At 62.3% G+C, this 26,181-nt stretch carries 23 protein-coding genes; 10 read left to right on the top strand and 13 right to left on the bottom strand.

Features of this window, described 5'->3' with window-relative positions:
* Nucleotides 1-3: 3 nt before the first annotated feature.
* The 3 genes from accB to BUC36_RS12230 all read right to left on the bottom strand — a co-directional run bounded on the left by accB (nt 4) and on the right by BUC36_RS12230 (nt 3,004).
* Nucleotides 4-468 (bottom strand): acetyl-CoA carboxylase biotin carboxyl carrier protein, encoded by a 465-nt coding sequence (accB, locus tag BUC36_RS12240; RefSeq protein ID WP_073275579.1) that lies wholly within the window; start codon nt 466-468, stop codon nt 4-6.
* Between the two features lie 35 nt (nt 469-503).
* The gene (gene aroQ / locus BUC36_RS12235; protein ID WP_073275577.1) at nt 504-959 is read right to left on the bottom strand and encodes a type II 3-dehydroquinate dehydratase; all 456 of its coding nucleotides are present in this window, start codon (nt 957-959) and stop codon (nt 504-506) included.
* 239 nt (nt 960-1,198) lie between these two features.
* Nucleotides 1,199-3,004, bottom strand: coding sequence for a protein-disulfide reductase DsbD family protein (locus BUC36_RS12230; protein WP_073275575.1), 1,806 nt, complete (start codon nt 3,002-3,004; stop codon nt 1,199-1,201).
* Between the two features lie 121 nt (nt 3,005-3,125).
* On the opposite strand from BUC36_RS12230, the gene BUC36_RS12225 reads away from it, so the two are divergent.
* The 4 genes from BUC36_RS12225 to BUC36_RS12210 all read left to right on the top strand — a co-directional run bounded on the left by BUC36_RS12225 (nt 3,126) and on the right by BUC36_RS12210 (nt 6,968).
* Nucleotides 3,126-3,857: an N-acetylglucosaminyltransferase gene (locus tag BUC36_RS12225; RefSeq protein WP_234994983.1), complete on the top strand. Its 732-nt coding sequence runs from the start codon at nt 3,126-3,128 to the stop codon at nt 3,855-3,857.
* Nucleotides 3,857-4,366 carry a copper chaperone PCu(A)C gene (locus BUC36_RS12220; protein ID WP_143186976.1) on the top strand — a complete coding sequence of 170 codons (510 nt, stop codon included), beginning with the start codon at nt 3,857-3,859 and terminating at the stop codon, nt 4,364-4,366. Before BUC36_RS12225 ends, BUC36_RS12220 begins: the two co-directional genes overlap by 1 nt.
* Before the next feature lie 67 nt (nt 4,367-4,433).
* Nucleotides 4,434-5,003, top strand: a complete 570-nt coding sequence (locus BUC36_RS12215) for a YajG family lipoprotein (RefSeq protein ID WP_073275571.1) — start codon at nt 4,434-4,436, stop codon at nt 5,001-5,003.
* A 183-nt stretch (nt 5,004-5,186) separates the two neighbouring features.
* Nucleotides 5,187-6,968 carry a putative bifunctional diguanylate cyclase/phosphodiesterase gene (locus tag BUC36_RS12210; RefSeq protein WP_073275569.1) on the top strand — a complete coding sequence of 594 codons (1,782 nt, stop codon included), beginning with the start codon at nt 5,187-5,189 and terminating at the stop codon, nt 6,966-6,968.
* Between the two features lie 49 nt (nt 6,969-7,017).
* Here the strand turns inward: BUC36_RS12210 and BUC36_RS12205 are convergent, their stop codons facing one another.
* Complete coding sequence (locus tag BUC36_RS12205) at nt 7,018-8,016, bottom strand: adenosine kinase (protein ID WP_073275567.1); 999 nt, start codon at nt 8,014-8,016, stop codon at nt 7,018-7,020.
* Between the two features lie 217 nt (nt 8,017-8,233).
* Here BUC36_RS12205 and mrcB point away from each other — a divergent pair, with 217 nt between their 5' ends.
* The gene (mrcB, locus tag BUC36_RS12200; RefSeq protein WP_073275565.1) at nt 8,234-10,885 is read left to right on the top strand and encodes a penicillin-binding protein 1B; all 2,652 of its coding nucleotides are present in this window, start codon (nt 8,234-8,236) and stop codon (nt 10,883-10,885) included.
* Nucleotides 10,886-10,906: 21 nt separating this feature from the next.
* Here the strand turns inward: mrcB and hemB are convergent, their stop codons facing one another.
* The 7 genes from hemB to BUC36_RS12165 form a co-directional block, all read right to left on the bottom strand.
* Nucleotides 10,907-11,920, bottom strand: coding sequence for a porphobilinogen synthase (gene hemB, locus BUC36_RS12195; RefSeq protein WP_073275564.1), 1,014 nt, complete (start codon nt 11,918-11,920; stop codon nt 10,907-10,909).
* A 169-nt stretch (nt 11,921-12,089) separates the two neighbouring features.
* Nucleotides 12,090-12,716 carry a GntR family transcriptional regulator gene (locus tag BUC36_RS12190; protein WP_084535981.1) on the bottom strand — a complete coding sequence of 209 codons (627 nt, stop codon included), beginning with the start codon at nt 12,714-12,716 and terminating at the stop codon, nt 12,090-12,092.
* Nucleotides 12,713-13,888, bottom strand: coding sequence for a benzoate/H(+) symporter BenE family transporter (locus BUC36_RS12185; protein ID WP_084535979.1), 1,176 nt, complete (start codon nt 13,886-13,888; stop codon nt 12,713-12,715). Before BUC36_RS12185 ends, BUC36_RS12190 begins: the two co-directional genes overlap by 4 nt.
* Before the next feature lie 150 nt (nt 13,889-14,038).
* Entirely contained in the window at nt 14,039-15,322 is a 1,284-nt protein-coding gene (hemL, locus tag BUC36_RS12180; protein ID WP_073275560.1) for a glutamate-1-semialdehyde 2,1-aminomutase, read from the bottom strand.
* Between the two features lie 308 nt (nt 15,323-15,630).
* Nucleotides 15,631-16,416, bottom strand: a complete 786-nt coding sequence (gene thiD, locus BUC36_RS12175) for a bifunctional hydroxymethylpyrimidine kinase/phosphomethylpyrimidine kinase (RefSeq protein ID WP_073275558.1) — start codon at nt 16,414-16,416, stop codon at nt 15,631-15,633.
* Between the two features lie 82 nt (nt 16,417-16,498).
* The gene (gene hemJ / locus BUC36_RS12170) at nt 16,499-16,921 is read right to left on the bottom strand and encodes a protoporphyrinogen oxidase HemJ (protein ID WP_073275556.1); all 423 of its coding nucleotides are present in this window, start codon (nt 16,919-16,921) and stop codon (nt 16,499-16,501) included.
* Between the two features lie 33 nt (nt 16,922-16,954).
* Complete coding sequence (locus BUC36_RS12165) at nt 16,955-18,772, bottom strand: chloride channel protein (RefSeq protein WP_234994982.1); 1,818 nt, start codon at nt 18,770-18,772, stop codon at nt 16,955-16,957.
* A gap of 95 nt (nt 18,773-18,867) precedes the next feature.
* Here BUC36_RS12165 and argC point away from each other — a divergent pair, with 95 nt between their 5' ends.
* The 4 genes from argC (at nt 18,868) to erpA (ending at nt 21,715) form a co-directional block, all read left to right on the top strand.
* Complete coding sequence (gene argC / locus BUC36_RS12160) at nt 18,868-19,914, top strand: N-acetyl-gamma-glutamyl-phosphate reductase (RefSeq protein ID WP_073275554.1); 1,047 nt, start codon at nt 18,868-18,870, stop codon at nt 19,912-19,914.
* Between the two features lie 52 nt (nt 19,915-19,966).
* Nucleotides 19,967-20,710: a DUF6776 family protein gene (locus tag BUC36_RS12155; RefSeq protein ID WP_073275552.1), complete on the top strand. Its 744-nt coding sequence runs from the start codon at nt 19,967-19,969 to the stop codon at nt 20,708-20,710.
* Nucleotides 20,711-20,774: 64 nt separating this feature from the next.
* On the top strand, nt 20,775-21,188 hold the full coding sequence (locus BUC36_RS12150) for a bactofilin family protein (RefSeq protein WP_084535977.1): 414 nt from the start codon (nt 20,775-20,777) through the stop codon (nt 21,186-21,188).
* A gap of 173 nt (nt 21,189-21,361) precedes the next feature.
* A complete protein-coding gene (gene erpA / locus BUC36_RS12145) occupies nt 21,362-21,715 on the top strand; it encodes an iron-sulfur cluster insertion protein ErpA (protein WP_073275548.1) in 354 nt (117 codons plus the stop codon).
* 135 nt (nt 21,716-21,850) lie between these two features.
* Here the strand turns inward: erpA and BUC36_RS12140 are convergent, their stop codons facing one another.
* Entirely contained in the window at nt 21,851-22,960 is a 1,110-nt protein-coding gene (locus BUC36_RS12140; RefSeq protein WP_073275546.1) for an anhydro-N-acetylmuramic acid kinase, read from the bottom strand.
* A gap of 1 nt (nt 22,961) precedes the next feature.
* Entirely contained in the window at nt 22,962-24,335 is a 1,374-nt protein-coding gene (locus BUC36_RS12135) for a peptidoglycan DD-metalloendopeptidase family protein (protein WP_073275544.1), read from the bottom strand.
* Nucleotides 24,336-24,627: 292 nt separating this feature from the next.
* Here BUC36_RS12135 and tyrS point away from each other — a divergent pair, with 292 nt between their 5' ends.
* Nucleotides 24,628-25,932: a tyrosine--tRNA ligase gene (gene tyrS / locus BUC36_RS12130; RefSeq protein WP_073275542.1), complete on the top strand. Its 1,305-nt coding sequence runs from the start codon at nt 24,628-24,630 to the stop codon at nt 25,930-25,932.
* The last annotated feature ends 249 nt before the right edge of the window (nt 25,933-26,181 follow it).

Below are 26,181 nucleotides of genomic sequence, written 5' to 3'. Positions count from 1 at the left end.
CGCTCAGACGATGGTCACGAGCGGCTGGTCAAACTCTACCGGCTGGCCGTCTTCCACGAGGATGGATTCGATGGTGCCGGCCTTGTCGGCTTCGATCTGGTTCATCATTTTCATCGCCTCGACGATACAGATGACGTCGCCAACTTTGACCTGTTGGCCGACCTTAACGAAGGGTTCGGCGCCGGGGCTGGGGGCGGCGTAGTAGGTGCCCACCATCGGTGACTTCACCGGGTGGCCGGTCAGGGCCGGTACCGCTTCCTGCTCTTCGGCGGCGGGCGCTGCGGCCGGGGCGGGGGCAGTCGGGGCTACGGGAGCTGCCGGGGCGGCGTAAACCGGTGCGACCGCTTGCTGGGCGCCACTGACGCCACGGCTGATGCGCACGGATTCTTCGCCTTCCTTGATTTCCAGCTCGCCGATATCCGATTCCTCGAGCAGCTCAATCAGTTTTTTAATCTTGCGGATATCCATAGTTCTTCACTCTCAGTGTCTTGTGCAGTTCTGGGTTATTTGTTGGTTGGCGCCACACTCAATTGGTGTATGGCCGCCTCCAGGGCCAGGGTGTAACTGTGTGCGCCAAAGCCACACACGACACCCCGGGCCAGGTCGGAAAAATAGGAGTGGCGGCGGAATTCTTCCCGGGCGTGGGGGTTGGACAGGTGCAGCTCGATAAAAGGAATGGCTACAGCCGCCAGGGCATCCCGCAGCGCCACACTGGTATGGGTGAAGGCGGCGGGGTTGATCACGATAAACGCCACACCCTCGCCGGCCGCCGCCTGTATGCGATCGATCAGTTCCGCTTCGCTGTTGCTCTGCAGGGTGTCCAGCTCGTGGCCAGCTGCCTCACACTGCGTCTTCGCCGCCGCATCTATCTGCGCAAGCGTGGTGGCGCCATAGATATGCGGCTCGCGGGTGCCGAGCAGGTTGAGATTGGGGCCGTGCAACAGAAGAAGTCTAGCCATAGCTTGCTCTGAAGAAAAAGCGCAAAACGGTCACAAAAATCGGGTGAATGGCGGCTATCTTGCGGGCAAACTCGACTTTAAGGCCGGAGTGCCCGAGTGCCGGGGCGAGTGTGCCGCAAAAGTGACTCCCTGTCCATGCCTGCGATACAGTTTATTGAAGTTAGCCGGAGTTCGGCCACTTTTCCGTGATATTTAGCGCAAAATTATCTTGGCGCTGGCTTTTTTGCCCGGTGGAATGGCTACAAAGGCAAATTGTCGTTTTTTTCGGCCCCCGAGGCGCTGAAACTATCCCGCGCCGCGGCATTCAATTCCGCCAGCAGTCCTTCGCGGGTCAGTATCTGGGGCAGGATTTTCGCCTCGCCGCCCCCAGCGGGGTAAAGGAGATAGAGCGGAACGCTGGTGCGGCCATACCTGGCCAGCAGCTGGCTGATGCGTGGATCCTGGTTGGTCCAGTCTCCCTTCAGTGCCACTACGCCAAGTTGCTGCACCGCATCGCTGATTTCGTCGCTGGACAGCACGACTTTTTCGTTGGCCAGGCAGGTAATGCACCAGGCTGCGGTCATGTTCGCCAATACCGGGCGGCCTTCGCTGCGGGCAGCTTCGAGGCGGTCGGGGGAATAGGGTTGCCAGTAGCTGCCGGTAGCCGCGCTGGGCAGCTGTACGGTGGTCAGGCGCGGCAACAGCAGTAATGCGAACGCCAGCGCGAGCATTGCCGTGGTGCCCCTACCCCAGTGCCACTGAGGTCGCGGCCACAGCCACAGGGCAAACGCAATGGCCACCGCACCGGCCAGTACCAGTGCCACGCCGTCGCTGCCGCTCTGGCGGCCCAGCACCCACAGCAGCCAGACGGCGGTCAGGTACATGGGGAAGGCCAGCAGCTGTTTCAGTCGGTCCATCCACGGGCCGGGGCGCGGCAGTTTCTCGGACAGCGTCGGGATATAGGTCAGCAACAGGAAGGGGGCGGCCATGCCCGCGCCGAGTGCCGCGAATACCAACAGGGCGACCGCCGCTGGCTGGGTCACGGCAAAGCCGAGTGCGGAGCCCATCATCGGTGCGGTGCACGGGCTCGCGACCAGGGTGGCCAGCGCGCCGGTAGCAAAAGAGCCTCGCAGTCCCCGCTGTGCGCTGAGGTTGCTGCCGATACCCATCAGGCCGCCGCCAAACTCGGTCAGCCCCGAAAGACTGAGTCCCATGGCGAAAAACAGGTAGGCCAGCGCCGCTACCAGCCAGGGCGACTGCAGCTGGAAGCCCCAGCCGACCGCTTCGCCACCGGCGCGCAGCGCCAGCATCAGTGCGGCGATCAGCACGAAACTCAAGACGACACCGGCGCTGTATGCCCAGCCGTGGTGGTGGCGCTGATCGGCGCGCTTCGCGGCCTGGCTGACGGCCAGCAGCTTGATCGACAGCACGGGGAATACGCAGGGCATCAGGTTCAGTAGCAGGCCGCCGGCAAATGCCAGCAGCAGCGCCAGTGGCAGGGCCATTCCGGCACTGCTGGCGGAGCCCGGGGCCGGCGCAGCCGGCTCAGCGCCAGTGCCGGCGGGAGTGGCACTGCCATTGACGGGATCCAGGGTGTACTGGCGAACCTGCGGCGGGTAACAGAGGCCGGCGTCGGCGCAGCCCTGGTAATGTATCTCCAGCAGCAGCGGTTCGTCGCTGCGCTGGAGATTGAGCGGAAACTCCAGTTGCAGGCGATAGACTTCGGTTTCCTTCTCGAAGTAGTCGTCCCAGATGACTTCTCCGTCGGGAAGAGTCAGTGGCAGCGCGGTCTTTTTGCCGCTATCCACACGATAAAGGGCGAGTTTGTCCCGGTAGAGGTAATAGTCCGGGGCTATCTGAAAGATGGCGCTGATACCTTGGCTATCGAATAGGAAATCCTGCTGGTAGGCCTCGTCCACCGGCAGGAATTCGGCGCTTTCACCTGAGCTTTGGGTGCCGAAGGAAGGCGCGCTCGGCTGCGCGCTTACACCGCTGGTCAGCAAAAATGCCAGCGCGGCCAGCAGGTAGAGGAAATTTTTTCGGAAACTGTTGGTCATCACAGCCATAGGAGCAAAAATTCTTTATAGTCGGACGCATGCATCTGACTGCCGCCGTGGACGGGGGTTCACTGGAGTCGGCAGTATAGCGATGCCTGCGGTACAAAAAAACAACAGCAGGGGAATTGGTTTGTCGTCATTTGACCGCCGTCACATCATCGCACTATCTCTGCTGATGACTCTGTCTCTGAGTGGCTGTGTCACCCGCCCGCCGCTACCGGCGCCGCGTGCCGTACCGCTGCCGGAGCAGCCGCGCGGCCCGTCGCCCGAGGAGATTCGCCAGCGCAACGTGGAGTTTTTTCTCGATCGTGCAGAAGCCGCCCAGCGCGAGGGCTTTCTGACCTATCCCGCCGGCGCGAGCGCCTACGACTACTATCTGCGCGTCAGGCAGTTGGACCCGGACAACAGGCGCGCCGCCAGCGGTATCCAGACGATTGTGATCGACCTCGTCGAGCGCGCGCGCGATGCGCTGCGCCGGCGCTCCTTCGGCGAGGTGACCAGCTTCCTGAATCGAGCCGACGAACTGGCGCCGGGCAATGCCCTGGTCGCGGAGGTGCGCGCACAACTGGTACGCGAGCGCAGCCGCGCAAAGCAGGATCTGCCGCAGGGCGAGGTGGTGGAGCTGCCGGCGGCGCAATTGGCGGCCAGATCCGCAGACACAGTGGCACTGCTGCGCGGGGCGGCCGCGCGCATTCGCCGCGAAGACTTGCGTGTGATCATAGTGGCGCCTACCGATGCCGAGGGCCGCTGGATCTATCAACAGCTGCGGGAGGCGGTGCCCGGTTACCGCATACGCGGCGATATTAAACTCGGCAGCCCACCGCGGCTGCTGCTGACCAGGCCAGATGGCGGGGGTGCATAGTGAGCAGATTTCTGAAGTTGTTCTGCGGCGTGTTTGTCAGCGGTCTTCTGCCGGGTCTCGTCGTGGCCGATGGCGGCAGCCTCTCGCCAGCGGAGGAGGTTAAACCCGCGGCGGTTATCCGCGGGCTGGAGTTCGCCGGCTATGCCCGCGAGACTCTACCGGGTGCGGCGATGAGTGCGGCTTACCTTTCCCTGCGCAATGCGAGCGGCAAAGAGTTGCGCCTGCAGAGTGTCGAATTGCCGGGCCTTGAAGATGCGGATGCGGATCTCCATACGACAGTCAGCGAAGGTGGCGTCAGCCGCATGCGCGCGCTGCCGGAACTGGCAATCCCCGCCGGTGCAACAGTGGAAATGGCGCCGGGTGGCGTGCACCTGATGTTGCGTGGCGTCCGTTTGCGTGCCGGCGAACAGTTGCCGCTGCGTCTGCATTTCGCCGGCGGTGAGATACTGGAACTGCATGTGCCTGTGAGGCAACTCAAGGCCGCGGCGGAACACCATCATCACGGCTGAACTTTTTCCGCGCCGCGTTTACGAAAAGAAGCAAAAATCTATCTGCATAAAATTGCTGGAGGAATAAATGAAGAAGCTGTTGCTGTTTCTGGGTGTGTGCGTGTTGGCGGCCTGTGCGCACAGTCCAGTGGAAGTCCAGGTGCGCCCACAGGTACAGGTACAGTCCGACGCCATTGGCGCCGGCCACACGCTCAGCGTGCGCGGTGTTAACCAGTTGCCGGGTGGCGGTCTCGGCTCTCTCGGTGGTATCTATGCGGACACCTCGAATGTACGTCTCGCCAATAATGTCGAAAACTCGATAGCAGCTGCTCTGGGCGAAGGGTTTGCCAATTGGTCTTTCCGCACCGTGGACAATGCCGCCGATGTACAGGTTGTGGCGAAGCTGACCGGCTTGAGCTACGACAGCCCGGACAAACTCTACACAAGCAAAGTCGACACCTCTGCCGAAGTGCAGCTGGAAGTAAAAATCGGCGGTGCGACCTATTTCGGTACCTACCGTTCCAGTGGCAAGGACCGCAGTCTGATCAAGCCGAGTCGCGAAGAAGTTGAAACGCGTGTCAACGATCTGCTGAGCGCAACCCTGCAGCGCGCTTTCGAAGATGAGAAGCTTAAAAACTTCTTGCGCACGCATCTGTGAGGGTGCAATTTAGACGCTAGCGACATTATGTGGGCAGGGAGAGCTCGATATTTGAAGTGTATAGGCGGGTTTTTGTGATGGAGTTTGCAGGCTCGCCGCGCAGTGGTACAGCTGGGTGTCCAGGACTTCATGGCCTGCTCCAGCGCACCCTCTGCTACAGCATAAAAACGCGAGCTTGCGGCTTTGACTGAATTTGACCCGAAATCCGTCGAGTACCTCGGCCTGCTGGCACGGGAAGAGGACGAGTTGATGCCCGGTGCGCAAATCAGTTTGCAGGCCGCTGAGGTGGCACTGGGAGAAATCGCCGACGGCGTCATAGTGACAGATGCCGAAGGTGTGGTGACTTACTGCAATCCCCTGATCGGCGAATTGACCGGCAATCTGGTCGGCCTGTTGCCGGGCCTGTCCCTGAACGAAAATCTGCGACTTTATGACGATAGCGGCGCGCCGTTGCCGGGCGTTCTGCCGGTGACGGGTGCGGACTCCGCGCCACCCAGTATGCGGGAATTCAGCGCCTGCATACTGCGCCCCGGCGAGGAGCGGGAGCCGCTGCAAGTCAGTGTGCAGGTGATGGCAGTATGGGATGAGGCCATCCTGAAAAATTTCGTCCTGATACTGCGCGATACTTCCGCTACGCGCCGCATCGCTTCCCGCCTCAGCTGGCAGACCAGCCACGATTCTCTCACCCGACTGCCCAACCGGCAGTTTTTCGAAAGTGAACTGCAGAAAACCCTGTCTCTTTGTAACGACAAGCGGCAGCATCACGTGCTGCTGTATCTGGATATTTACCAGTTCAAGGTGGTCAATGACGCGCTCGGTTACGGGGCCGGCGACCAGTTGCTGGTGCAGCTGGCGCAGGTGTTGCGCCGCTGCCTGTCCAGCGACGATTTGTTCGCCCGCGTCGGCAGCGACGAGTTTGCGATATTGCTGCGTCATTGCACTTTGGAAGAGGCGGGGCGAGTGGTGGCACGCCTGCGCGAAACGGTACAGAACTTTGCCTTTCACTGGGATGGCAGCGACAGTCGTGTAGCCCTCTCGATCGGTGTCGTGACGGTAGACCGGCACGCCTCTAGCGCCAGCCAGCTGCTGGCCGCGGCCAACGACGCCTGCTCCGCCGCGCGGGACCAGGGCCGCAATCGCGTCAAACTCTTCAGCGACTCGCGCAAGGTGGTGGAAAAACGCCGCGAGACGACCTGGGTCGCGGAAATTCACGCCGCCCTGCGGGAGGATCGCCTGATGCTGTATCGCCAGCCGGTGGTGACGCTGAAGGGCGAGCAAAGCGTGCACCACTACGAAGTGCTGGTGCGCATGCGCGGTCGCGATGGCGGGGTAATCTCGCCGGGGCTATTCCTGCCGGCAGCGGAGCGCTACGGGCTGATCGAGGAGATAGACCGCTGGGTAATTCGCCGGATTTTTGCCTATATGGCGCTCGAGCAGCGCTTGGGGGTCGGCGGCTTTGGCTATGCAGTCAATATTTCCGGCATCAGCCTCGGCGACGAAACCTTCGCCGATTTCGTGTTGCGCGAGCTGACCGACGCCGGTGTTGCGCCGTCGCGGGTGCAGTTCGAGATTACCGAAACCAGTGCCATCGACAATCTGGAGCGCGCGCTGATCTTTATTCACAAGCTGCGTGCCGCCGGCTGCAGTTTCGCCCTGGACGATTTCGGCCGCGGCGTCTCCTCCCTGGCATATCTGCGTCAGCTGCCGGTGGATTACCTGAAGATCGATGGCAGCTTCGTGCGCAATATGCTCGAAGACGAAATCGACAGCGCCATGGTCAGTACCATCGACCACCTCGCCAAGCGCATGGGCATCAGTACCATTGCCGAATACGTCGAGACGCCCGAACTGATGGAAAAGCTGCGCCTGATGGGGGTGGATTACGCCCAGGGTTTCGGTATTGCCGCCGCGGCCAGCCTGCCCGAAATCAGCGAACCACCACAGCATTCGCAAGTCGGCTCATAGGTCGGCTCACAAGGGCGCACTCGAGGCGCCCCCGATTGCCAATCCGCCGCTAAACTACCGGTGCCAGCAGTTCAGAGTGCTGTTCGGCCCGCAATCTCGGCCCGTACTGACTGACTACCTGCGCCGCCGCCCGGCATGCCAGCTCGCCGGCATCGGTGAAGGACAAGTCGCGGTTGATGCCGTAGAGGAATGCCCCGGCGAACATGTCGCCCGCGCCGTTGGTGTCGATCGCGTGCACATCGGGGCTCGCCACCCGATACTGTTGCTCCCCATCCCACAGCAGTGCACCTTCGGCCCCGAGGGTAATGGCAAAGCTGCGGCAGTAGCGACGCAGGGCCTGCGCCGCGGCGTCGACGGAGTTGGTGCCGGTAAAGGCGATGGCCTCGTCGCGGTTGCAGAACAGCATGTCCACGCCGCTGCCGATCATCTCCCGCAGGCCGTCGCCGAAATGCTGCACCATCGCCGGGTCAGACAGGCTGAGGGCCGTCTTGACCCCCGCTTTTTCCGCCTGCTCACGCAGGGTTATGGCCGCTGCCCGGCCGCTGGCGGAGGACACCAGGTAACCCTCGATATAGGCCCAGCGGGAAGCGCTCAGTGCGGAGGAATCCAGTTCGCCGACAGACAGCTGCTCGCTGATACCCAGGTAGGTGTTCATGCTGCGCTCGGCGTCCGGCGTGATCAACACCAGGCATTTGCCGGTGGTGCCGCCGTCGGCTTCCTGCAGCGTGGCCGGATAGGCGACACCGGCGCTGGTGAGATTGGCGCGATAGAAATCGCCGTTATCGTCCGCCGCCACCTTGCAGGAGTAGAAAGTGCGCAGACCGAAATAGCTGGCGGCAATGACGGTATTGGCGCCGGAGCCGCCGCAGGCCCGTTTGGCGGTCACCAGGTGATCCCGCAGGTCATCGACCAGTTGCTGCTGGCGAGCGTCGTCCACGAGAGTCATTACCCCCTTGTCGACCCCGAGTATCTCCAGGTCGCCGTCGGAAACCTCGATTTCCGTGTCGAGCAGGGCGGCGCCGATGCCGTAAAGATCGTATTGGTGCATGTCTGTCCTTTTCGGGCTGTTTTGCGAGCTTTTCCCGGCGCATTATGGCCAGCTCGGGGGCAAGTGCAAGGCGGTGGGTTTGACTTGTACCGCACAGACCTTATAAAGGCCCGACCCCTGTCCCAGTGAACTTCTGGGCCGAAATAGCGGTCAATCCTCGAATACGTGGGAATGGCACCTATCTATAGTTGATTTAGTAGCTTGGTATTGCATCTGTATGGCAGCGACAAAACGCCGGCGCAGCAACGCGTCTAAACCGGGAAGACTACACCGCTGGATGGTCAGGCTCGGCCTGCTGGCCCTGGTGGGTGGCCTGGCGCTGGCCGGCTACATGGTCTACCTGGATGTGCAGCTGCGCCATCGACTCGAGAGTCGCCAGTACCAGTTGCCGGCGCGGGTGTTCGCGCGCCCGCTGATTCTGCGGGAGGGCATGGTCATGCGCCCGGATGAGCTGCGGGCGGAGTTCGAGGCGCTCAATTACAGCGAACAGGGCACCCTGTCCGAACCGGGACACTGGAGCCGGGAAGGCATGGACTACCGTGTCTGGCGCCGGGATTTCGTTCACGCGGATGGCCGCGAGCCCGCCGCGGTGGTCAGCTTCCGCCTGCGCAACGACGAAATCAGCAATCTGCGCGGCAACAATGGCGAGCGTTTGAAGGAGTTCCGCCTCGATGCCGCCAATATCGGTACTCTGCTCGGCGGTGGCGACGATCGCAACCCGGTGCGTTTCGCCGAAATTCCGCCGCTGTTGGCCAATACGCTGATCGCGGTGGAGGACCAGGACTTCCTGCATCACTTCGGCGTGTCGCCCCGCGGTATCGCGCGCGCCATGGTCGCCAATTTCAAGGCCGGCGAAGTGGTGCAGGGCGGTTCCACGATCACCCAGCAGCTGGTGAAAAACATCTTCTTCGACCACAAGCCGAGCCTGTGGCGCAAGTTCAACGAAGCGCTGATGGCCGTGCTGATGGAGATGCACTACGAAAAGGCCTACATACTGCAGGAGTACATCAACGAGGTTTGGTTGGGGCAGCAGGGCAGTCGCGCCATCTACGGCTTCGGCCTGGCGTCTGAGTTTTATTTCCAGAAGCCGCTGGATACCCTGGAGCCGCACCAGATAGCGCTGTTGGTCGGGCTGGCCAAGGGCGCCTCCTATTACAATCCCTGGCGCAACCCGAAGCGGGCGCTGGAACGGCGCAATACCGTGCTCGACCTGATGCAGAAGCAGGGCCTGATCACAGTCGAGCAGCACGAAATCTACAGCGCCAAGCCGCTGGAGGTTGCCAGTGCCGGCGCCGCCGCGCAGAACCCCTATCCGGCGTTTACCGAGCGCCTGCTGGCGGAGCTGCGTCCCTACTATTCCTATGAAGAACTGCGCACCGCCGGCCTGCGGGTCTACACGACACTGGCGCCGTCGGTTCAGAAGCTGACGGAAGATGCGATCAGTGAAGGCGCGGCCCGCCTGGAAAAGGATCGCGGCATTCAGCAGGATTCGCTGCAGGCCGCTACGGTCGTGCTCGACAACGAAACCGGCAACGTCCTCGCGATGGTCGGTGACCGCCGCCCCCACTTCCCCGGATTCAACCGCGCCCTCGAGGCGCGGCGTCAGGTGGGCTCGCTGATCAAACCGGCGGTCTATCTGACCGCGCTGGAACGCCCCTTCGATTACAACCTCGCAACGCTGATCGACGACGCGCCGCTTCGTATCGAGGGTGCCAACGACGAAGTGTGGATGCCGCAGAATTTCGACAAGCGCGCCCACGGCCAGGTACCCCTGTATGTGGCGCTGGCTAAATCCTACAACCAGGCGACCGCGCGTCTGGGGCTGGACCTGGGGCTGGAAAATGTGCGCCAGACTATCCGCCGCCTCGGTGTGCAGGCGAACCTGCCGCGCGTACCGGCGATGTTGCTGGGTGCGGTGGAACTGACCCCGTTTGAGGTGGCAGACATGTACCAGACCATCGCCAATGGCGGGGAGCATGTAGATCCGCGCACACTGCTGGCAGTCTCCGATGCCGACGGCGAACAGGTACAGCATTTCCGCCGGCGCGCCAATCGCGGCGTGGATCCCGTGCCCGCCTATCTGCTGCGCTTCGGTCTGGAGCAGGTCATGCGCCAGGGCACCGGCCGCCGTGCCTACAACAGCCTGCCCAGCAGCGTCGCTTTCGCCGGCAAGACCGGCACCACCAATGACTACCGCGACAGCTGGTTTGCCGGCTTCTCTCCGGACATCACCGCGGTGGTCTGGCTGGGGCGCGACGACAATGAGCGCACCGGTCTGACCGGCTCTACCGGTGCATTGACCGTCTGGGCCGACATCATGCGCCACCTGCCTCACCGCCACGGCACCGTCGATGCGCCCCGCGGAGTCGAGCTCAAACAGGTGAACGCGCGCGGCCAGTATATGAATCCCGAGTACTGTCGCGGTGGCACTGAATTGCCCTTCTCCTATGAAACGAAACTGCAGCCGGCGCCGGAGTGCGCCGGGCGCGACCGCTGGCGCTGGTTCCGCGACCTGTTCGGCGATGAGCAGCAGCAGGATGAGGCGGCGCCGCGCGAGGAAATGACCCCCGGCTGGGGTGTCGATCCCCGTGAGCAGCAGCGCCGCGAGGAGCGCGAGCGCCAGATGCAGGAGCAGTTGCGACGCGATGACGAAATGCAACAGGTGCCGCAGTTCGAAGAGGAGCCAATGCAACTCCCGCGCACCGAGGAAGATCTGTATCTGCAAGAGGAGCGGCGCGCCGAAGAGGAGCGGCGTATTCTGGAGGAGCGACTGCGCCGCGAGGAAGAGCTGCGCCGCAGCCGCCAGCAGGGCGTTCCGATCGAGGAAGCCGAGCCCTGGCCTATTGAAGAGGAAGACCAGTGGCCCTGAGGCCGCTGGCTCGATGTTCCACTAGCTGTTCTGCAGCAGCCGCGCGGCTTCCTCGGCAAAATAAGTCAGGATGCCGTCGGCGCCGGCGCGTTTGAACGCCAGCAGGGATTCCACTATCACCGCTTCGCGATTCAGCCAGCCATTGTCGAACGCGGCGCAGTGCATCGCGTATTCACCGCTGACCTGGTAGGCAAAAGTCGGCACGCGCAATTCATCTTTTACCCGCCGCACCACATCCAGGTAGGGCATGCCGGGCTTGATCATGATCATGTCCGCGCCTTCCTGCAGGTCCAGCGCACATTCGTGCAGCGCCTCGTCGCCGTTGGCGGGATCCATCTGGTAGCTGACCTTGCTGCCGCTTTTCAGATTGCCGGCGGAGCCTACCGCGTCGCGGAAGGGGCCGTAGTAGGCCGAGGCGTATTTGGCCGCATAGGACATGATCATCGTGTTCACATGGCCCTCGCGTTCCAGCGCCGCGCGAATAGCGCCGATGCGGCCGTCCATCATGTCCGACGGCGCCACCACATCGGCGCCGGCGGCGGCGTGGGACAGCGCCTGCTGCACCAATACCTCGACGGTGTCGTCATTGACGATATAGCCGCTGTCATTCATCAAGCCGTCCTGGCCGTGGCTGGTAAACGGATCCAGTGCCACGTCGGTGAGAACGCCCAGCTCCGGCACCGCATTTTTCAGCTCGCGCACCGCGCGCTGGGCCAGGCCATTGGCGTCGTAGGCGGCGCGGGCATCTTCGGACTTGTGCGCCGGGTCCACCACCGGAAACAGAGCCACCGCCGGAATGCCCAGCTGCGCGAGTTCCCTGGCCTTGTCCGCGAGTAAATCCACCGTCAGCCGTTCGACACCGGGCATGGATGCGACGCGCTGGGTTTCATCGCGCCCCTCGATCACGAACAGCGGCAGAATCAGGTCGTCGCAGGTGAGCTGGTGCTCGCGTATCAGGCGGCGGGAAAAGTCCTGCGCCCGCAGGCGGCGCAGGCGGGTGTTCGGATAGGCGCCGCGCGAAAGGCTGAAAGTCATAGGGAAAATCACTCCGGCTGGAAGCTCAGGTTTGGCCGCAACCCGGCGGTTGCGGTGGGCTGGCGGCAATCATAACAAAACGGAGGCGGCACCGCGGCCGCGGCAAACTGGAGACTGCTAGCCAGGGGCCCGGCCGTGCAGGGGCCCGGCCGTTTACCCGAAGTGCGCGTCAATCGCAGCGTGCGCGCAGGAATTCCGCCAGTTGCTGCCCGGCGGCGGCGACATGCTGTTCCAGCAGTGAAGCGGCCGTCTCGCTGTCGCCGCGCTGCAGCGCGTCGAGAATCGCGTAGTGCTCGCGCTGGCTGGTGCGCTGGTAATCGAGGCTGCGGGACTGGTAGCCGATATAGCGCTCGCACTGCCGGTGCAGTTGCTCCACGGTGGCAAACAGTGTCGGACGCGCGGCGGCCTTGTACAGGCAGGCGTGAAACGCCCAGTTGAGCGCACCGATCTCCGCAGCCGGAAGTGTCGGGTCGGCATCCATGCGGTCGAGAATGTCCCTGGCGCGGCCGAGGGTTTCCGCGTTCAACTGCGGGGCCGCCAGTGTCTGCAGCAGTGGCTCCAGGCGCATCCGCATCAGGTACAGGTCTTCGACCTCGAGTGGGTCGAAGCGCGGTACCGCCACGCCGCGCTTGCCGTGGCCGGTGAGCCAGCCTTCACTCTTCAGTTGCTGCACGGCGTCGCGCACCGGAATGCGGCTGACGTCATAGAGTTCCGCCAGCTCCGTCTGCTTCAGCACCTGGCCCGGCGCGAAACGGCCCCGCAGTAGATCCTCCTTGATACGCTGGTAGAGACTCACGGATTGCCCCGCCGAAAAAGCCAGTAGCTTACCAGCCCACCGAGCAATCCCCAGAAGGCGGCGCCGATGCCGAAGAAACTCGCGCCGGAGGCGGTGATCAGGAAAGTGATCAGGGCCGCTTCGCGGCTGTCGGCATCGCCGGTCGCACTGGCGAGACTGGAACCGATGGTGCCGATCAGTGCCAGGCCGGCCAGGCTCGCGATCAGCGCCTGGGGAAAGGCACTGAACAAGGCCACGACGCTGGCGCCACTGAGCCCCACGAGCAGATAGAAAACTCCGGCGGCGATGCCCGCAGTGTAGCGCCGGGCCGGATCCGCATGTGCCTCCGGGCCAGTGCAGATGGCAGCGGTAATGGCGGCGAGATTGAAGGCGAAGCCGCCGAACGGTGTCAGCAACAGCGACGTCAGCCCGGTGCCGCTGATGACCGGTGAAACCGGCACCTGCCCGTAACCACTCGCCCGCAGGGTGGCCACGCCGGGAATATTCTGTGAGGTCATGGTGACGATAAACAGCGGCAGGCCGACACCGAGCAGCGTCGACAATTCGAATCGCGGCACTATTGCGATCGGCCGGCCGGGTGCCCACTGCAGCTGATCGACATGAATCAGTCCCAGCGGCCAGCAGAGTGCAAACCCGACCGCCAGCACCAGGATGATTGCGTAGCGGGGCAGCCAGCGGCGGCCGAGGAGATAGGTGAGCAGCATGGCGCCGACCAGCAGTGGATTGCTCTGCAGTGATGTGAAAACGGACAGGCCGAATTGCACCAGAATACCGGCGAGCATGGCACTGGCGATCGGTATGGGGATTCTCCGCATGACCTTGTCAAAGGTGCCAGACAACCCGACAAGCAGGGTCAGCAGCGCACTGAACACAAATGCCCCCACGGCCTCGGCCATCGGCACGCCGACCAGGCCGGTTGCCAGCAGCGCGGCGCCCGGCGTGGACCAGGCGGTGATCACCGGCGCGCGGTAATACCAGGAAAAGGCGATGCAGGTCAGCCCCATGCCCAGACCCAGGGCGCCGATCCAGGACGCCATCATCGCCTCGTCGGCACCGGCGGCGCGGGCCGCTTCGAAGACGATGGCCACCGAGCTGGCAATGCCGACGAGCACGGCGACGAAGCCGGCGCTGACTGTAGACAGGCTGGTATCCGCCAGTAGGGAACGCGCCACAATGTATACCTTTTATAAAATGTATACATTTTTATAGGGCGCAACGGCGGTGAATGCAATGCTTTTCGCACGGCAATGTGCAGTCGCGGACTCTTATGTGGTGGAAGGTGCGCCCGCTCCCTGTTGGGGCGGGCGTCGAGCGAAGAGCGATCAGGCGAGTCGGGCGAAGACCCGGCGCGCGGCGGCGATGGTCTGCTCGATGTCCTCGTCACTGTGGGCCGCGGACATAAAGCCGGCTTCATAGGAGGCCGGAGCCAGGTAGACCCCCTCTTCCAGCATGCCGTGGAAGAAGCGGTTGAAGCGCTCGGTGTCACAGGCCATGACCTGCTGGTAGTTGGAAACCTGCGGCGTATCGGTGAAGAAGAATCCGAACATGCTGCCGGCCTTGTTGGCGGTCAGGGGAATGCCGGCCTCCCTGGCCGCGGCCAGGACGCCCTCGACGAGGCGGTCGGTCTTGGCGGTGAGTTCCTCGTAGAGGCCCGGTTCCTGCACCAGGCGCAGGGTTTCTAGGCCGGCGACCATTGCCATCGGGTTACCGGACAGGGTGCCGGCCTGGTAGACCGGACCCAGCGGCGCGATCTTTTCCATGATTTCGCGCTTGCCGCCGAAGGCGCCGACGGGCATGCCGCCGCCGATGACCTTGCCGAGCGTGGTGAGGTCAGCCTCGATGCCATAGTGGCCCTGGGCGCCAGTCAGGCTGACGCGGAAGCCGGTCATCACTTCGTCGATGATCAGCAGGGCGCCGTGCTGGTCGCAGACCTCGCGCAGGGTCTCCAGGAAACCGGGCAGCGGCGGGATGCAGTTCATATTGCCGGCCACCGGCTCGACGATGATGCAGGCGATCTGGTCGCCGATCTCATCGAAACATTTGCGTACGCCGTCGGCGTCGTTGTAGTTCAGGGTAATGGTGTGATCGGCCAGGGATGCCGGCACGCCCGGTGACGAGGGCACGCCCATCGTCAGGGCGCCGGAACCGGCCTTCACCAGCAGCGAGTCGGAGTGGCCGTGGTAGCAGCCCTCGAATTTGACGATCTTATCGCGGCCGGTGTAGCCGCGCGCCAGGCGAATGGCGCTCATGGTGGCCTCGGTGCCGGAGCTGACGAAGCGCACCAGGTCCATATTCGGCCACAAGCGACAGACTTCTTCTGCAAGCTCGGTCTCCAGCTCCGTCGGTGCGCCGAAGCTGAGTCCGGATTGCGCCTGTTCCACCACGGCTTCAATCACGTCCGGGTGTGCGTGGCCGAGCACCATCGGCCCCCAGGACTGCACGTAGTCGATATAGCGCTTGCCGTCGGCGTCGTACAGGTAGGCGCCTTCGGCGCGCTGGATAAACAGCGGCGTACCGCCGACCGCGCGGAAGGCGCGCACCGGTGAATTCACACCGCCGGGAATAACTTTCTGGGCTTCGGCGAAGAGTTGTTCGGATTTGCTCATAGGACTCATTTAAAAACTGGGGATTGGGTTGGGATTCTGGCGAGCCATTATCGCGGCCATGTGCCAGTGGTACAACGTGCCGATAAAACGGTTGGGTGGCGGGCCTGCTACCGATGGCCTTTTGCGGGACACGGGCTAGGCGCCGCCCCTAAATCCATCCCTGGAGGCTTGTCGGCCGGGTCCCTCCGGCCGACAGTCCCGCAAAAGGCCATCGGCATCAGACCCTTCGCATTGGACTCTGCCGTTCTTTACAGATCGAAGCCGGGAAGCTTGAGCTTGCGAGGGACATGACTTAAAAGCCAGGAAACCTAGCGTTTGCACCAGAAAAGCCGGTTCGGAATCGGCCGCCCCATGCCCAGCCGGCGGCTGTCGGCGATGGCGCTCCAGGTGAACTGCTGGCTGCGGCTGACCGCCTCGATAATGGTGAGGCCGTGGGCGATATGGCAGGCGATGGCGGTGGCGAGGGTGCCGCAGACACCGTAGGCCGCCGGTGGCAGTCGCTCCCAGTGGAACTGGCGGATCAGGCCGCGCTCGTCATAGAGGCGGTTTTCCAGCTGCTGCTCGCAGGGCACTCCGGTCAGCAGCAGGTAGCGGCAGCCGCTCTCGAGCAGCTCCTGCGCCATGGCGTCGAAAACATCCGCCTCCAGGGCCATCGCGCGCGCCTCGCGGCGGTTGGGGCAGGCCATGGTGGCATAGGGCAGCAGTAGGGTACTCATCGCCTCCCACAGCGGTGGTGCCAGCAAGCTCTCCTTGTCGGCCAGGGTGGCATCGGGATCGATAATGACGGGTATATTGGGGTAGTCGCGCAGCACGCTGTGCAGCGCGCGCACATTTTCCACCGAACCGAGATAGCCGACCTTGATTGCGGCGACCGGCATATCCTCGAGCACGGCGCGCGCCTGTTCCACCAACAGGCTGTCGTCGACCGGCGCCACGCCGAGCAGCTCGCCGGTATCGCCCACGCTGATGGCGGTGACTACCGACGCGCAGTGGCATCCGAGGCTGGCGGCAGTTTCGGTGTCGGCGGCGATGCCGGCGCTGCCGCTGGGATCATGGTGGGTGACGGTCAGAATAATGGGTTGGCGCGTATCCATATGTCGTCTGTAAAGCTGCCGTTTGCTGTGCGCCTAATTCTAGTTGCTTGGCGCCCCGCCATCGGAACGATCCGGCGCCAAATTAAAAAGGCCTCACCACCGCCAGTATCACGATCGCGATCAGCGCAATTACCGGCAGTTCATTGAAAACCCGGAAATAACGCCCGCTCTTGGTATTGGTACCGGCGGCGAATTTGCGCACATAGGCGCCGCAGATATGGTGGTAGCCGATTAACAGCACCACAAAGAAAAGTTTCGCGTGCAGCCAGCCGGCAGTCTTGTAGTAGCTCCAGTTGTAGCTGATCAGCCAGATTCCCAGAGCGATGGTGGCAATCATCGACGGCATGGCGATACCGCGGTAGAGGCGACGCTCCATGATGCAGAAACGGTCGCGGCTAACCGCGTCGGTGGCGTCCACGTGGTAGACGAACAGGCGCGGCAAGTAGAAGAGTGCGGCGAACCAGCACACCACGGCGACCAGGTGAAAAGCTTTAACCCACAACATCGAGTGCCCCCTCGGCGATGAAATTGACAGTGTTTATTTTCGGTAAAAGTTATCGATATGTTGCGGCAGGATAATGCCGCTAGCCCGGTTGTCCAGAGCGGCGCCGTGGCCACGGCTGACGTAGAGCGCACCAGCACCACTGGATTCGAATTCCTGCTGGGCCTCGAGCAGGGTCGCGCGCCAGTTCAGTTCGGCCAGCTGTTCGCGATCGCCGGGCAACTGGAGCAGGTCCACCGGTTGTTCTTTTTCTTTTTTGGGTTGCTCGCCAGAATCTTTCGCCTCGGCGCGCGCTTCCTTTACGCGCTGCAGAAAGTTGGCCAGATCCGCCGCGCGGAGCAGCTGGGGCGCCGGTTCTTTCGGCAGGTCGATCAGGATCCACTGCGGATGTCGGTCTATCAACCGCACCGCCTCCTCTTCGCTGATTTTTTGCGGTGCCACCACGAAGCGGCGCTCCATCACGCTGGCGACGCCGACACGGCTCAGCATCTGCTGACGCCAGCTGGGGGTGCCACTCTTGTCCAGCGCGCGTAACGTCTCCTGGAAAATGCCCTCCGTGGCGAAGAAATAGCGGCTTACCAGGCTGGCGACGACGATCATCATCATGCCCGGGAACAGCACATTGGGGTTGTAGGTGAGTTCGAGAATGGCCAGCAGCGCAGCCAGGGGGGCATTCAACAGCGCCGCCATCATTGCGGCCATACCGACCATTGCGTAGAAGCCGGGGCTGGCGGTGTATTCGCCCAGCCAGTAGTTGGTGAGGCCACCGGCAATACCGCCGAGGCAGGCGCCGAGGAACAGGCTCGGGCCGATGACACCGCCGGGAATCCCCAGGCTGGTGCCCAGAGCAGTGGCGACAAGTTTTGCCACCACAATGATAATCAGCGCTGACAACGCTATCTCGCCGAGCATGGCCTTTTCCAGGGTGTCGTAACCGGCGCCGAGGATTTCCGGCACCCAGATGGCGATGGTGCCGGTGGTGAGCCCGACGATCAGGAACCGCCCCAGTGGTGAGCGGCGCTGATATTTCGCCAGTCGGCGATGTACGCGGATAAACAGCGCGGCCAGGGTGCCGATGACCAGAGCGCAGAGCAGCAGTACCGGCAATTCCGCCAGTGAGTTCAGCTGGATTGCCGGTACGTTGAAGGCGGGCTGGCGGCCGAAAGCGAGTTGCGCAGTCGTGCTGCCGGCTACGGCGGCGAGCATGACCGGCAGGAATCCCACCACCGAATATTCCAGCATCACGACTTCCATCGCGAAGACAACGCCGGCCAGCGGCGTGTTGAACGAGGCCGCAATGGCCGCGGCGACGCCGCAGCCGAGCAGGCTGCGCACCGAGTTGTTGGGCAGCCGCAGTTTGCGCGCCACCCAGCTGCCGCTGGCGGCCCCCAGGTGCACCGCCGGCCCCTCGCGCCCGACCGAGTGACCGCTGACCAGCGCGGTCGCACCGGCAAAAAACTGCAGGAACGCATTCTGTATCGGCATGAATCCCTGGTGGTTATGCAGGCGGTCGAGTACGTGCACCACGCCCACGTTGCGGCGGCTGGGCTTCAGTAACAGGTACATGCTGCCGAGCAGCAGCGAGCCGAGCACCGGCAGGCCGAAGCGCCAGTGCGGCGGCAGCGATTCGTAGCGCTCGGGGATCGACAAAAACAGGTGGGTCGGCCATTCACTGACCAGGCGAAACAGTACCGTCACCGCGCCAGCGCAGAGGCCGATCAGCAGCCCCATGGCCAGCAGCGGTGCCAGCGCGTCCTGGGCGGACAGCATCAGGCGCAGCCGCTCCAGGCCCCGCTCCCGCAATGGCCAGCCGGTCTCCGTCTTTTTGGTGGCTTTCCCGGTTCGCTGTGACACCGCACATCCTTATAGTGCAGAAGCTTGTGGTAGAGTGCTCCGCTGATCCAAACACTGCCCCCGCAATTCGCGGGTGTACAGGAGATTCGAGCAAGGTGATTAAGGTAGCAATTGTCGGCGGCACCGGCTATACGGGTGTGGAGTTGTTGCGTCTGTTGGTCACGCATCCGCAGGTCGAATTAACTGCGATTACCTCGCGTGCACTCGCCGGCACCCCCGTCGCCGAACTCTTCCCGAGCCTGCGCGGTCACTGCGATCTCGCCTTCTGCGAGCCGGATCTGGAGCAGCTGGCGGCGTGCGACCTGGTGTTTTTCGCCACGCCTCACGGTGTCGCGCAGGCGCAGGTGCCGGAACTGGTTCAGCGCGGTGTGCGGGTGATCGACCTGTCAGCGGATTTTCGTCTCCGGGATATTCCCACCTGGGAGCAGTGGTACGGGCAGCAGCACGCTGCACCGGAGCTGGCGGCACAGGCAGTCTATGGCCTGCCGGAGTTAAACCGCGCGGAAATTGCCGGTGCGCAGCTGGTGGCCTGTCCCGGCTGTTATCCGACGGCGATCCAGCTCGGCTGGATCCCCCTGCTGGAGGCGGGCATCGTGGATCCCGGACAGCTGATCGCCAGCGCCGCCAGCGGCGCCAGTGGTGCCGGGCGACAGGCCAAAACGGATCTGCTACTGGCGGAGAACAGCGACAACTTCCGCGCCTACGCTGCCGGCGGCCATCGCCACCAGCCGGAGATTGAGCAGACACTGCGCGGGGTGCAGCCGGCCGGGGACAGCGCCGCGCGGGTCACCTTCGTGCCCCATCTCGTGCCGATGGTGCGCGGTATCCACGCGACGCTGTTCGCAAATCTGCGATCTGATCAGTCGGCGCAGGAACTGCAGGAACTGTTTGAGAGTCGCTATAGGGATGAACCCTTTGTGGACGTCATGCCAGCTGGTAGCCACCCGCAGACCCGCAGTGTGCGGGGCACCAACGTCTGCCGGCTTTCGGTCTTGCAGCCGCAGGGGCGGGATACGCTGGTGGTGTTGTCGGTCATCGACAACCTGGCGAAAGGATCCTCGGCACAGGCGTTACAGAATATGAATATCATGTTTGGCCTGGATGAGACCCTGGGACTGGAGAGCCCGGCGCTGCTGCCTTAAAATCGGCAGATTCATCTTGACGAACTAACACCAGATAAGAACAACGGATTACATGGCGCGCAAAGTAAAAGGCAGCAAGCAGTACCGCATGAAGGTGGTGCCCCATCGCCCGTTTTCCGGTGCTCTTTCCGTCGTGGGCGCCGCATTGCTGGTGTTGGCGACTTCCGCCGCAGCCTATTTTGCCGGCCAGCACCATCTGCGCAGCAGTCTCGACCAGAAAAACCTGGCTCACGAGCGGGCCCTGCGGCAGCTCGATGAGCTGAAAAGTGAAAACGAGGCGCTGCGCCTGCGCGCCGCCACCGCCGAACAGTCCCTGACGATTGGCGAGCAGGCCAGTGAGAAGGTGCGTGCGGAGTTGGTACAGAAAGAGAGCCGTATCGCCGAGCTCAAGCAGGAGATTTCCTTTTACCGGGGCCTGATGGCGCCCGCCGACGGCAGCGATGGGGTATCCATCGGCCGTTTCAGTATTTCGCAGACCGCCGATCCGCGCCGCTACCAGTACAAGCTGCTGGTCCAGCAATCGGCTACGCGACACAATGTTGTAAAGGGCAATGCGACCTTCACCATTGTGGGCCGCCAGGACGGACAGCCAAAACGCTACCCCCTGAGCGACCTGTCGCCACAGGTGGATAGTGAGTCGATTCCATTGCGCTTCAAGTACTTTCAAAATATCGAAGGTGAGCTACAGTTGCCCGAAGGTTTTGAGCCGGAGGGCGTCGAGTTGTCGCTTAAATCGAGCGGGCGCAAGGGTTTCAATATAGAACAGCGTTATGGCTGGCTGGTACAGAAAAGCTAGCGCAAGGGCTGAACTGACGAGGTTTTATTGAATAATGTTTAGTAAAAAAGAGAAGGCTCCTACTATGGCCAGCACAAGTAGCAACCACACGACTTTGATTGCGCGCCAGACGGAAGTGTCCGGTGACCTGCATTTCCGCGGCAACCTGGTGATCGAGGGCAAGGTGCGCGGTAACGTGAGCGCACACAGCGACAGCGATGCCCGACTGCAGATCGTCGACGGCGGCATGGTAGAGGGTGAGATCCGCGTACCCCACGTGGTAATCAATGGCAACGTAAAGGGCGACGTCTACGCTACGCGCCATCTGGAGCTGGCCTCCAAGGCGATGGTGGAAGGCAATGTCCACTACAAACTGATCGAGATGGTCAAGGGTGCCCAGGTAAACGGCTCTCTGGTCTCCAACGTCGATATGGACAGCACCAGCGAGCCGCGGATGATCGAGTACTCTGAGGACGAGACGGTCATCGAAGCGGATTAATATCGGGGCCTTCCGGCACCGCCTGCGAGCCCCGGCTACCCTGTGGTACCGGGGCTCGCCGTTTCACAATACTTGACTGTTTTTCTGGGTTTAAGCAAGATGACCGCCTCGGGGCTGCGCTCTGTATAATTATTGTGCGAGCCGCGAATGCTCCGATACGTTGAGAGAGACTTATGTCTGAAGCTGTTTCCTTTTCTCCTGAACCGGTGGTGGTAACCGACAGCGCGGTGGCCAAGGTCAAGAGCCTGCTGGAGGATGAGGGCAACCCCGAACTCAAGCTGCGCGTTTTCGTGACCGGCGGCGGCTGCTCGGGGTTCCAGTACGGTTTCACCTTCGACGAGTTGGTGGCCGAAGATGACGCGGTGGTCGAAAAAGATGGCATTCAGGTGCTGGTGGATGCGATGAGCTATCCCTACCTGGTCGGCGCCAGTGTCGATTATGAAGAGGGGCTGTCCGGCTCCCGTTTCGTCGTGCAGAACCCCAATGCCTCCTCCACCTGCGGTTGCGGTTCTTCCTTCTCTATCTAGATTCCTTCTCGCCGGTAGGTCCGGTCCGCGTTGGTGGCTGCGGTCAACTTTCCGCAGCCTGTCCGGCATCACTCCTCAGCAGAGCATGCGGGTATCTCCGGTGGGAGCGGAAGGCTGTCCCGATCCCGTTGATTGTCAGGCGGGGTGGATGGCTCCGAGCACCGACTCTTCCCGGGCACCGGTGACGCCGGGGCAGTTTCCTGGCAGGCCGAGCAGCGTCTGCCGCGCCAGCCAGGCGAATCCAACGGCCTCCAGCCAGTCCGCATCTATGCCGTAAGTGCCGGTGTCGGCAATCGACCAGGTGGGCAGGCGCCGGCGCAGTCGTGCCAGCAGATCTTTGTTCTTGGCGCCGCCGCCACAAATCAGCAGCTCGCCGCCGTCGGCAAACACGTGGACTGCTTCGGCGATGCTGGCAGCGGTGACTTCTGCCAGTGTGGCCTGTACATCCGGCGGTGCCAGTTCCAGTCCCGAGCAGGCCTGTTCCAGCCAGCTGGCATTGAAGGTTTCACGCCCGGTACTTTTCGGCGGCCTGGCCGCGAAATAGGGGTCCGCCAGCAGACGATTGAGCAATTCCGGGTTGGCGCGGCCGCTGGCGGCCCAGGCGCCATCGCGGTCGAACGGCTGCCCCTTGTGCAGGTTTATCCAGTAGTCCAGCAGGGCGTTGCCCGGCCCGGTATCGTAACCGTGGACGCTGCCGTCCGCGGCCAGCTCGGTAATGTTGGCCATGCCGCCGATATTGACCACTGCGCGATCGCAGTCGGTGGCGAAGGCGGCGCGGTGGAAGGCGGGCATCAGCGGCGCGCCCTGGCCGCCGAGCGCCATATCTCTGCGGCGGAAGTCCGCCACCGTGGTGATTCCGGTCAGTGCGGCAATGGTATTGGGGTCGCCCAGCTGTACGGTGAACGGGGTCGCCACTGCACCCGGTGGCCGGTGGCGAACGGTCTGGCCGTGGCTGCCGATTGCAGTAATTTCGCCGGGTTTGACGCCGGCTCGCGCCAGCAGTGTGTTGGTGGCCTCCGCAAACGCCTGTCCCAACTGGCGGTCCAATTGGCCGGCGCGATCGAGCTCCGAGGGGCCGGGCGCGCAGAGCGCGAGGATGGCGTCGCGCAGCGTTGGGTGAATTGGGTGACCGAGGGCGGTCAGGATACGGGGTTTTGGCTTGTCTTCGTCACCGAAGTCGACCAGCACCGCGTCGATTGAGTCGACGCTGGTGCCGGACATCAGGCCGATGTACAGATCGGGCATTCTAGTTAACGCTGTTGTTGTCGTTATCTTCGCTGCGTTGCGCCAGGGCGGGCTGTTCGTAGTTCTCCAGTTTTGCCAGTAGCGGCTGGGTCTGGGACCTGAAGCGAGCCATTTCGGATTCGGGAATTGATTTGGCCTTCGGCAGCTTGCGCACGATCGTCGCCGGATTGCGGTGATGACCGTTTACCAGGAATTCGTAGTGCAGGTGCGGGCCGGTGGCGTAGCCAGTAGAGCCGACGGTACCGATCACCTGGCGCTGCTTGACGCGCTGGCCGCTCTTGACCTTGCGCTTGTTCAGGTGCAGGTAGCGGGTCACATAGCGCTCGCCGTGCTGAACGAAGACATAGTTGCCGTTGGACTTGCTGTAGCCCGCCTTGATCACGCGGCCGTCGCCGGCAGCGTAAACCGGTGTGCCGCGCGGCGCGGCGTAGTCGGTGCCGTTATGGGGGCGGCGCGTCTTGAAAATTGGGTGCAGGCGGCGCGGATTGAAGTGCGAGCTGATGCGGCCGATATCCACCGGTGTACGGATAAAGGCTTTGCGCATGCTCTTGCCGTCGGGCGTGTAATAGTTGGCGTCACCATTGCTGTCCACATAGCGCACCGCGCTGAAGGTCTTGCCCTGGTTGGTGAAGCTCACGGCCTGGATCGGGCCGTTGCCGATTTTCTCGCCGTCGAGGAATTTCTCCTCGTACATCACATTGAAGCGGTCACCCTTGCGGATATCCAGGGCGAAGTCGATATCGGAGCTGAACACTTCCGCCATTTCCATAATCAGACTCTGGCTGAGGCCGGCATTGCTGCCGGCCACAAACAGTGAGCTGTCGATTTCCGCTTCGCGGTAGGCGGTGTAGCTGTCTGCCTCCCGCTGGTGCAGCGCATAGGTGAAAGCGTCGGCTTCGTCGCGGGTAAACGCCACCAGGTTGAGGCGGTCGCGGTGCAGCTCGAGACTCTGCAGTGCGCCATCTCCATCGGTGTGGAATGTGAATTCCTCTCCGGGCGTCAGGCGGGCCAGTTGCTTGGCTTCTTTGCCACTGGAGAGCAGCTGATACATTTCGGTGGCGCTGACCCCCGCGCGCTGGAACAGGTCCGACAAGGTGTCACCATTCTGCACCTTCAGACTCTGGGAGCGCAGTTTGGGTTCGGCCGTCTCTTCTGGTCTCTGTTGCTGTACCCCGGCAGCGGCGGCATTCATCTCATCCATCGTGGAGAGGTTCACCGGCAGTGATAACCGCTTGGCCTCCACTTCCGGAGTGGAGACGAACATGGTCAGCGCGAGGGCAAAGCTGGCCGCTCCGGCGGTTACAGCGTGAGTGCGCGGGAAGTGCTGGCGCAGGGCGCCAAACAGGCGCGGCGTCGGTTTGCGTTGGTCTTGCATGGTCTTAACGATCGGCGCTGGTTGTCGTTGTTATCGCTGTTGTCGGCAGCGGGTGCCTAAAAAACGAGCACTGAGGCGGCTTTATAACAAAAAATCCGCCGTGGTTCACGAGGTAATTGACCTGTCTGTCCATGACTGAGTTCCTCTGCGCTTATTCCCTGGCAGTCGTTGGCGCCTTCGTCGGGGCCTGAAGCCGCCGCAACTTGTATTTGCTACAAAGTCCGGTAATGTTGCAGCCCATTTCGCCGCCGTCCGGCGGCCTTAATTTCGAGTCATATTACGAGGGAAAACCATGGCTGGGGTCGATGCGACACTGCTTAAAGACTTGGACCGCCGCGGGCTGATTAACCAGGCGACCGGTGACGGTGAGTTGACGCAGCATTTGACGGAGAGTCGTACCCTCTATTGCGGTTTCGATCCCACTGCTGATTCCCTGCATATAGGCAGTTTAGTACCGCTGCTTACTTTGAAGAGGTTTCAGGCGGCAGGACATAAGCCCATAGCGCTAGTTGGCGGCGCAACCGGCCTTATTGGCGACCCTTCCTTCAAGGCGCAGGAGCGAAGCCTCAATACGCCGGAGGTGGTGTCCGGCTGGGTTGAGAAACTAAAGCGCCAGGTTTCCCAGTTTGTCGACTTTGATTGTGGCGATAACAGCGCCGTCGTCGCCAACAATCTCGACTGGACACGCGACCTGAGTGTGCTCGATTTCCTGCGCGATGTGGGAAAACATTTCTCCGTCAACAACATGATTAACAAGGAGTCGGTGAAGCAGCGTATTCAGCGGGAAGGTGAGGGCATCTCATTTACCGAGTTTTCCTACATGCTGCTGCAGTCGATGGACTTTTCGGAACTCTACAAGCGCTACAGCTGCACCTTGCAGATTGGCGGCTCAGACCAGTGGGGCAACATTACCGGCGGCGTCGACCTCACTCGCCGTCAGCACCGCGGCAAGGTCTTCGGTTTAACCCTGCCGCTGGTGACCAAGGCGGATGGCACCAAGTTCGGCAAGACCGAGAGTGGCACCATCTGGCTGGATGCCAACCGTACCTCGCCATACGCCTTCTACCAGTTCTGGTTGAATACCGCCGACGCGGATGTCTACAAGTTCCTGCGTTACTTCACGTTCCTCAGTGTCGATGAGATTGATGGCATCGAGGAAGCTGATCGCGAGCGTGCCGGCAAGCCGGAGGGGCAGGGTATTCTGGCGCGTGAGGTGACCCGTCTCGTGCACCGTGACGAAGGGCTCGCTGCAGCTGAGCGTATTTCCCATGCGCTGTTCTCTGGAGAAATTGGCGATTTGTCGGCCGGTGACCTCGAGCAGCTGCGTCTCGATGGCCTGCCCAGCTCCGCACTGCCGGCTGACTTTGGTGAGCAGAGCCTGATCAACCTGTTGGTCGATGCGGAAATGGCACCTTCCGGCAAACCGGTAAAAGATGCGCTGGGGCGCAATGCGGTGTTGGTCAACGGTCATCCTGTCGGAATGGATAGTAACGCCAGCCCGGCAGCTGTGTTTAGTGCGGACAAAGCGCTCAGTGGGCGTTTCTTTATAGTTCGGCTGGGCAAGAAGAAGTACCACCTGTTTACGACCGAAGGTTGAGTGATTTTTGGGCGAAATTTTACCGAAAAAATCTTTTTTACAGTTTTGTCACAAAAGTGCTTGCGGCGGCTCCGGCCTGCCCGTATAGTTCGCGCCCTCGCTGCTTGAGAAGTGGTGAGGAGGCAGCTCCAAGTAATTGATTTTCTTAAGAAAATTTCTTCAAAAAAGAGCTTGCCAAGGTCGAAGAGGTCGCTATAATGCGCGCCACTTCGAGAGGAGCTGAAAGGCTCCGCGAGGGGCTCCAGGCAG

It is taken from the genome of Microbulbifer donghaiensis (assembly GCF_900129095.1).
GTDB lineage: Bacteria > Pseudomonadota > Gammaproteobacteria > Pseudomonadales > Cellvibrionaceae > Microbulbifer > Microbulbifer donghaiensis.
The sequence above is the reverse complement of the archived record's forward strand: the minus strand, read 5'-3'. Positions and strand labels throughout refer to the sequence as shown.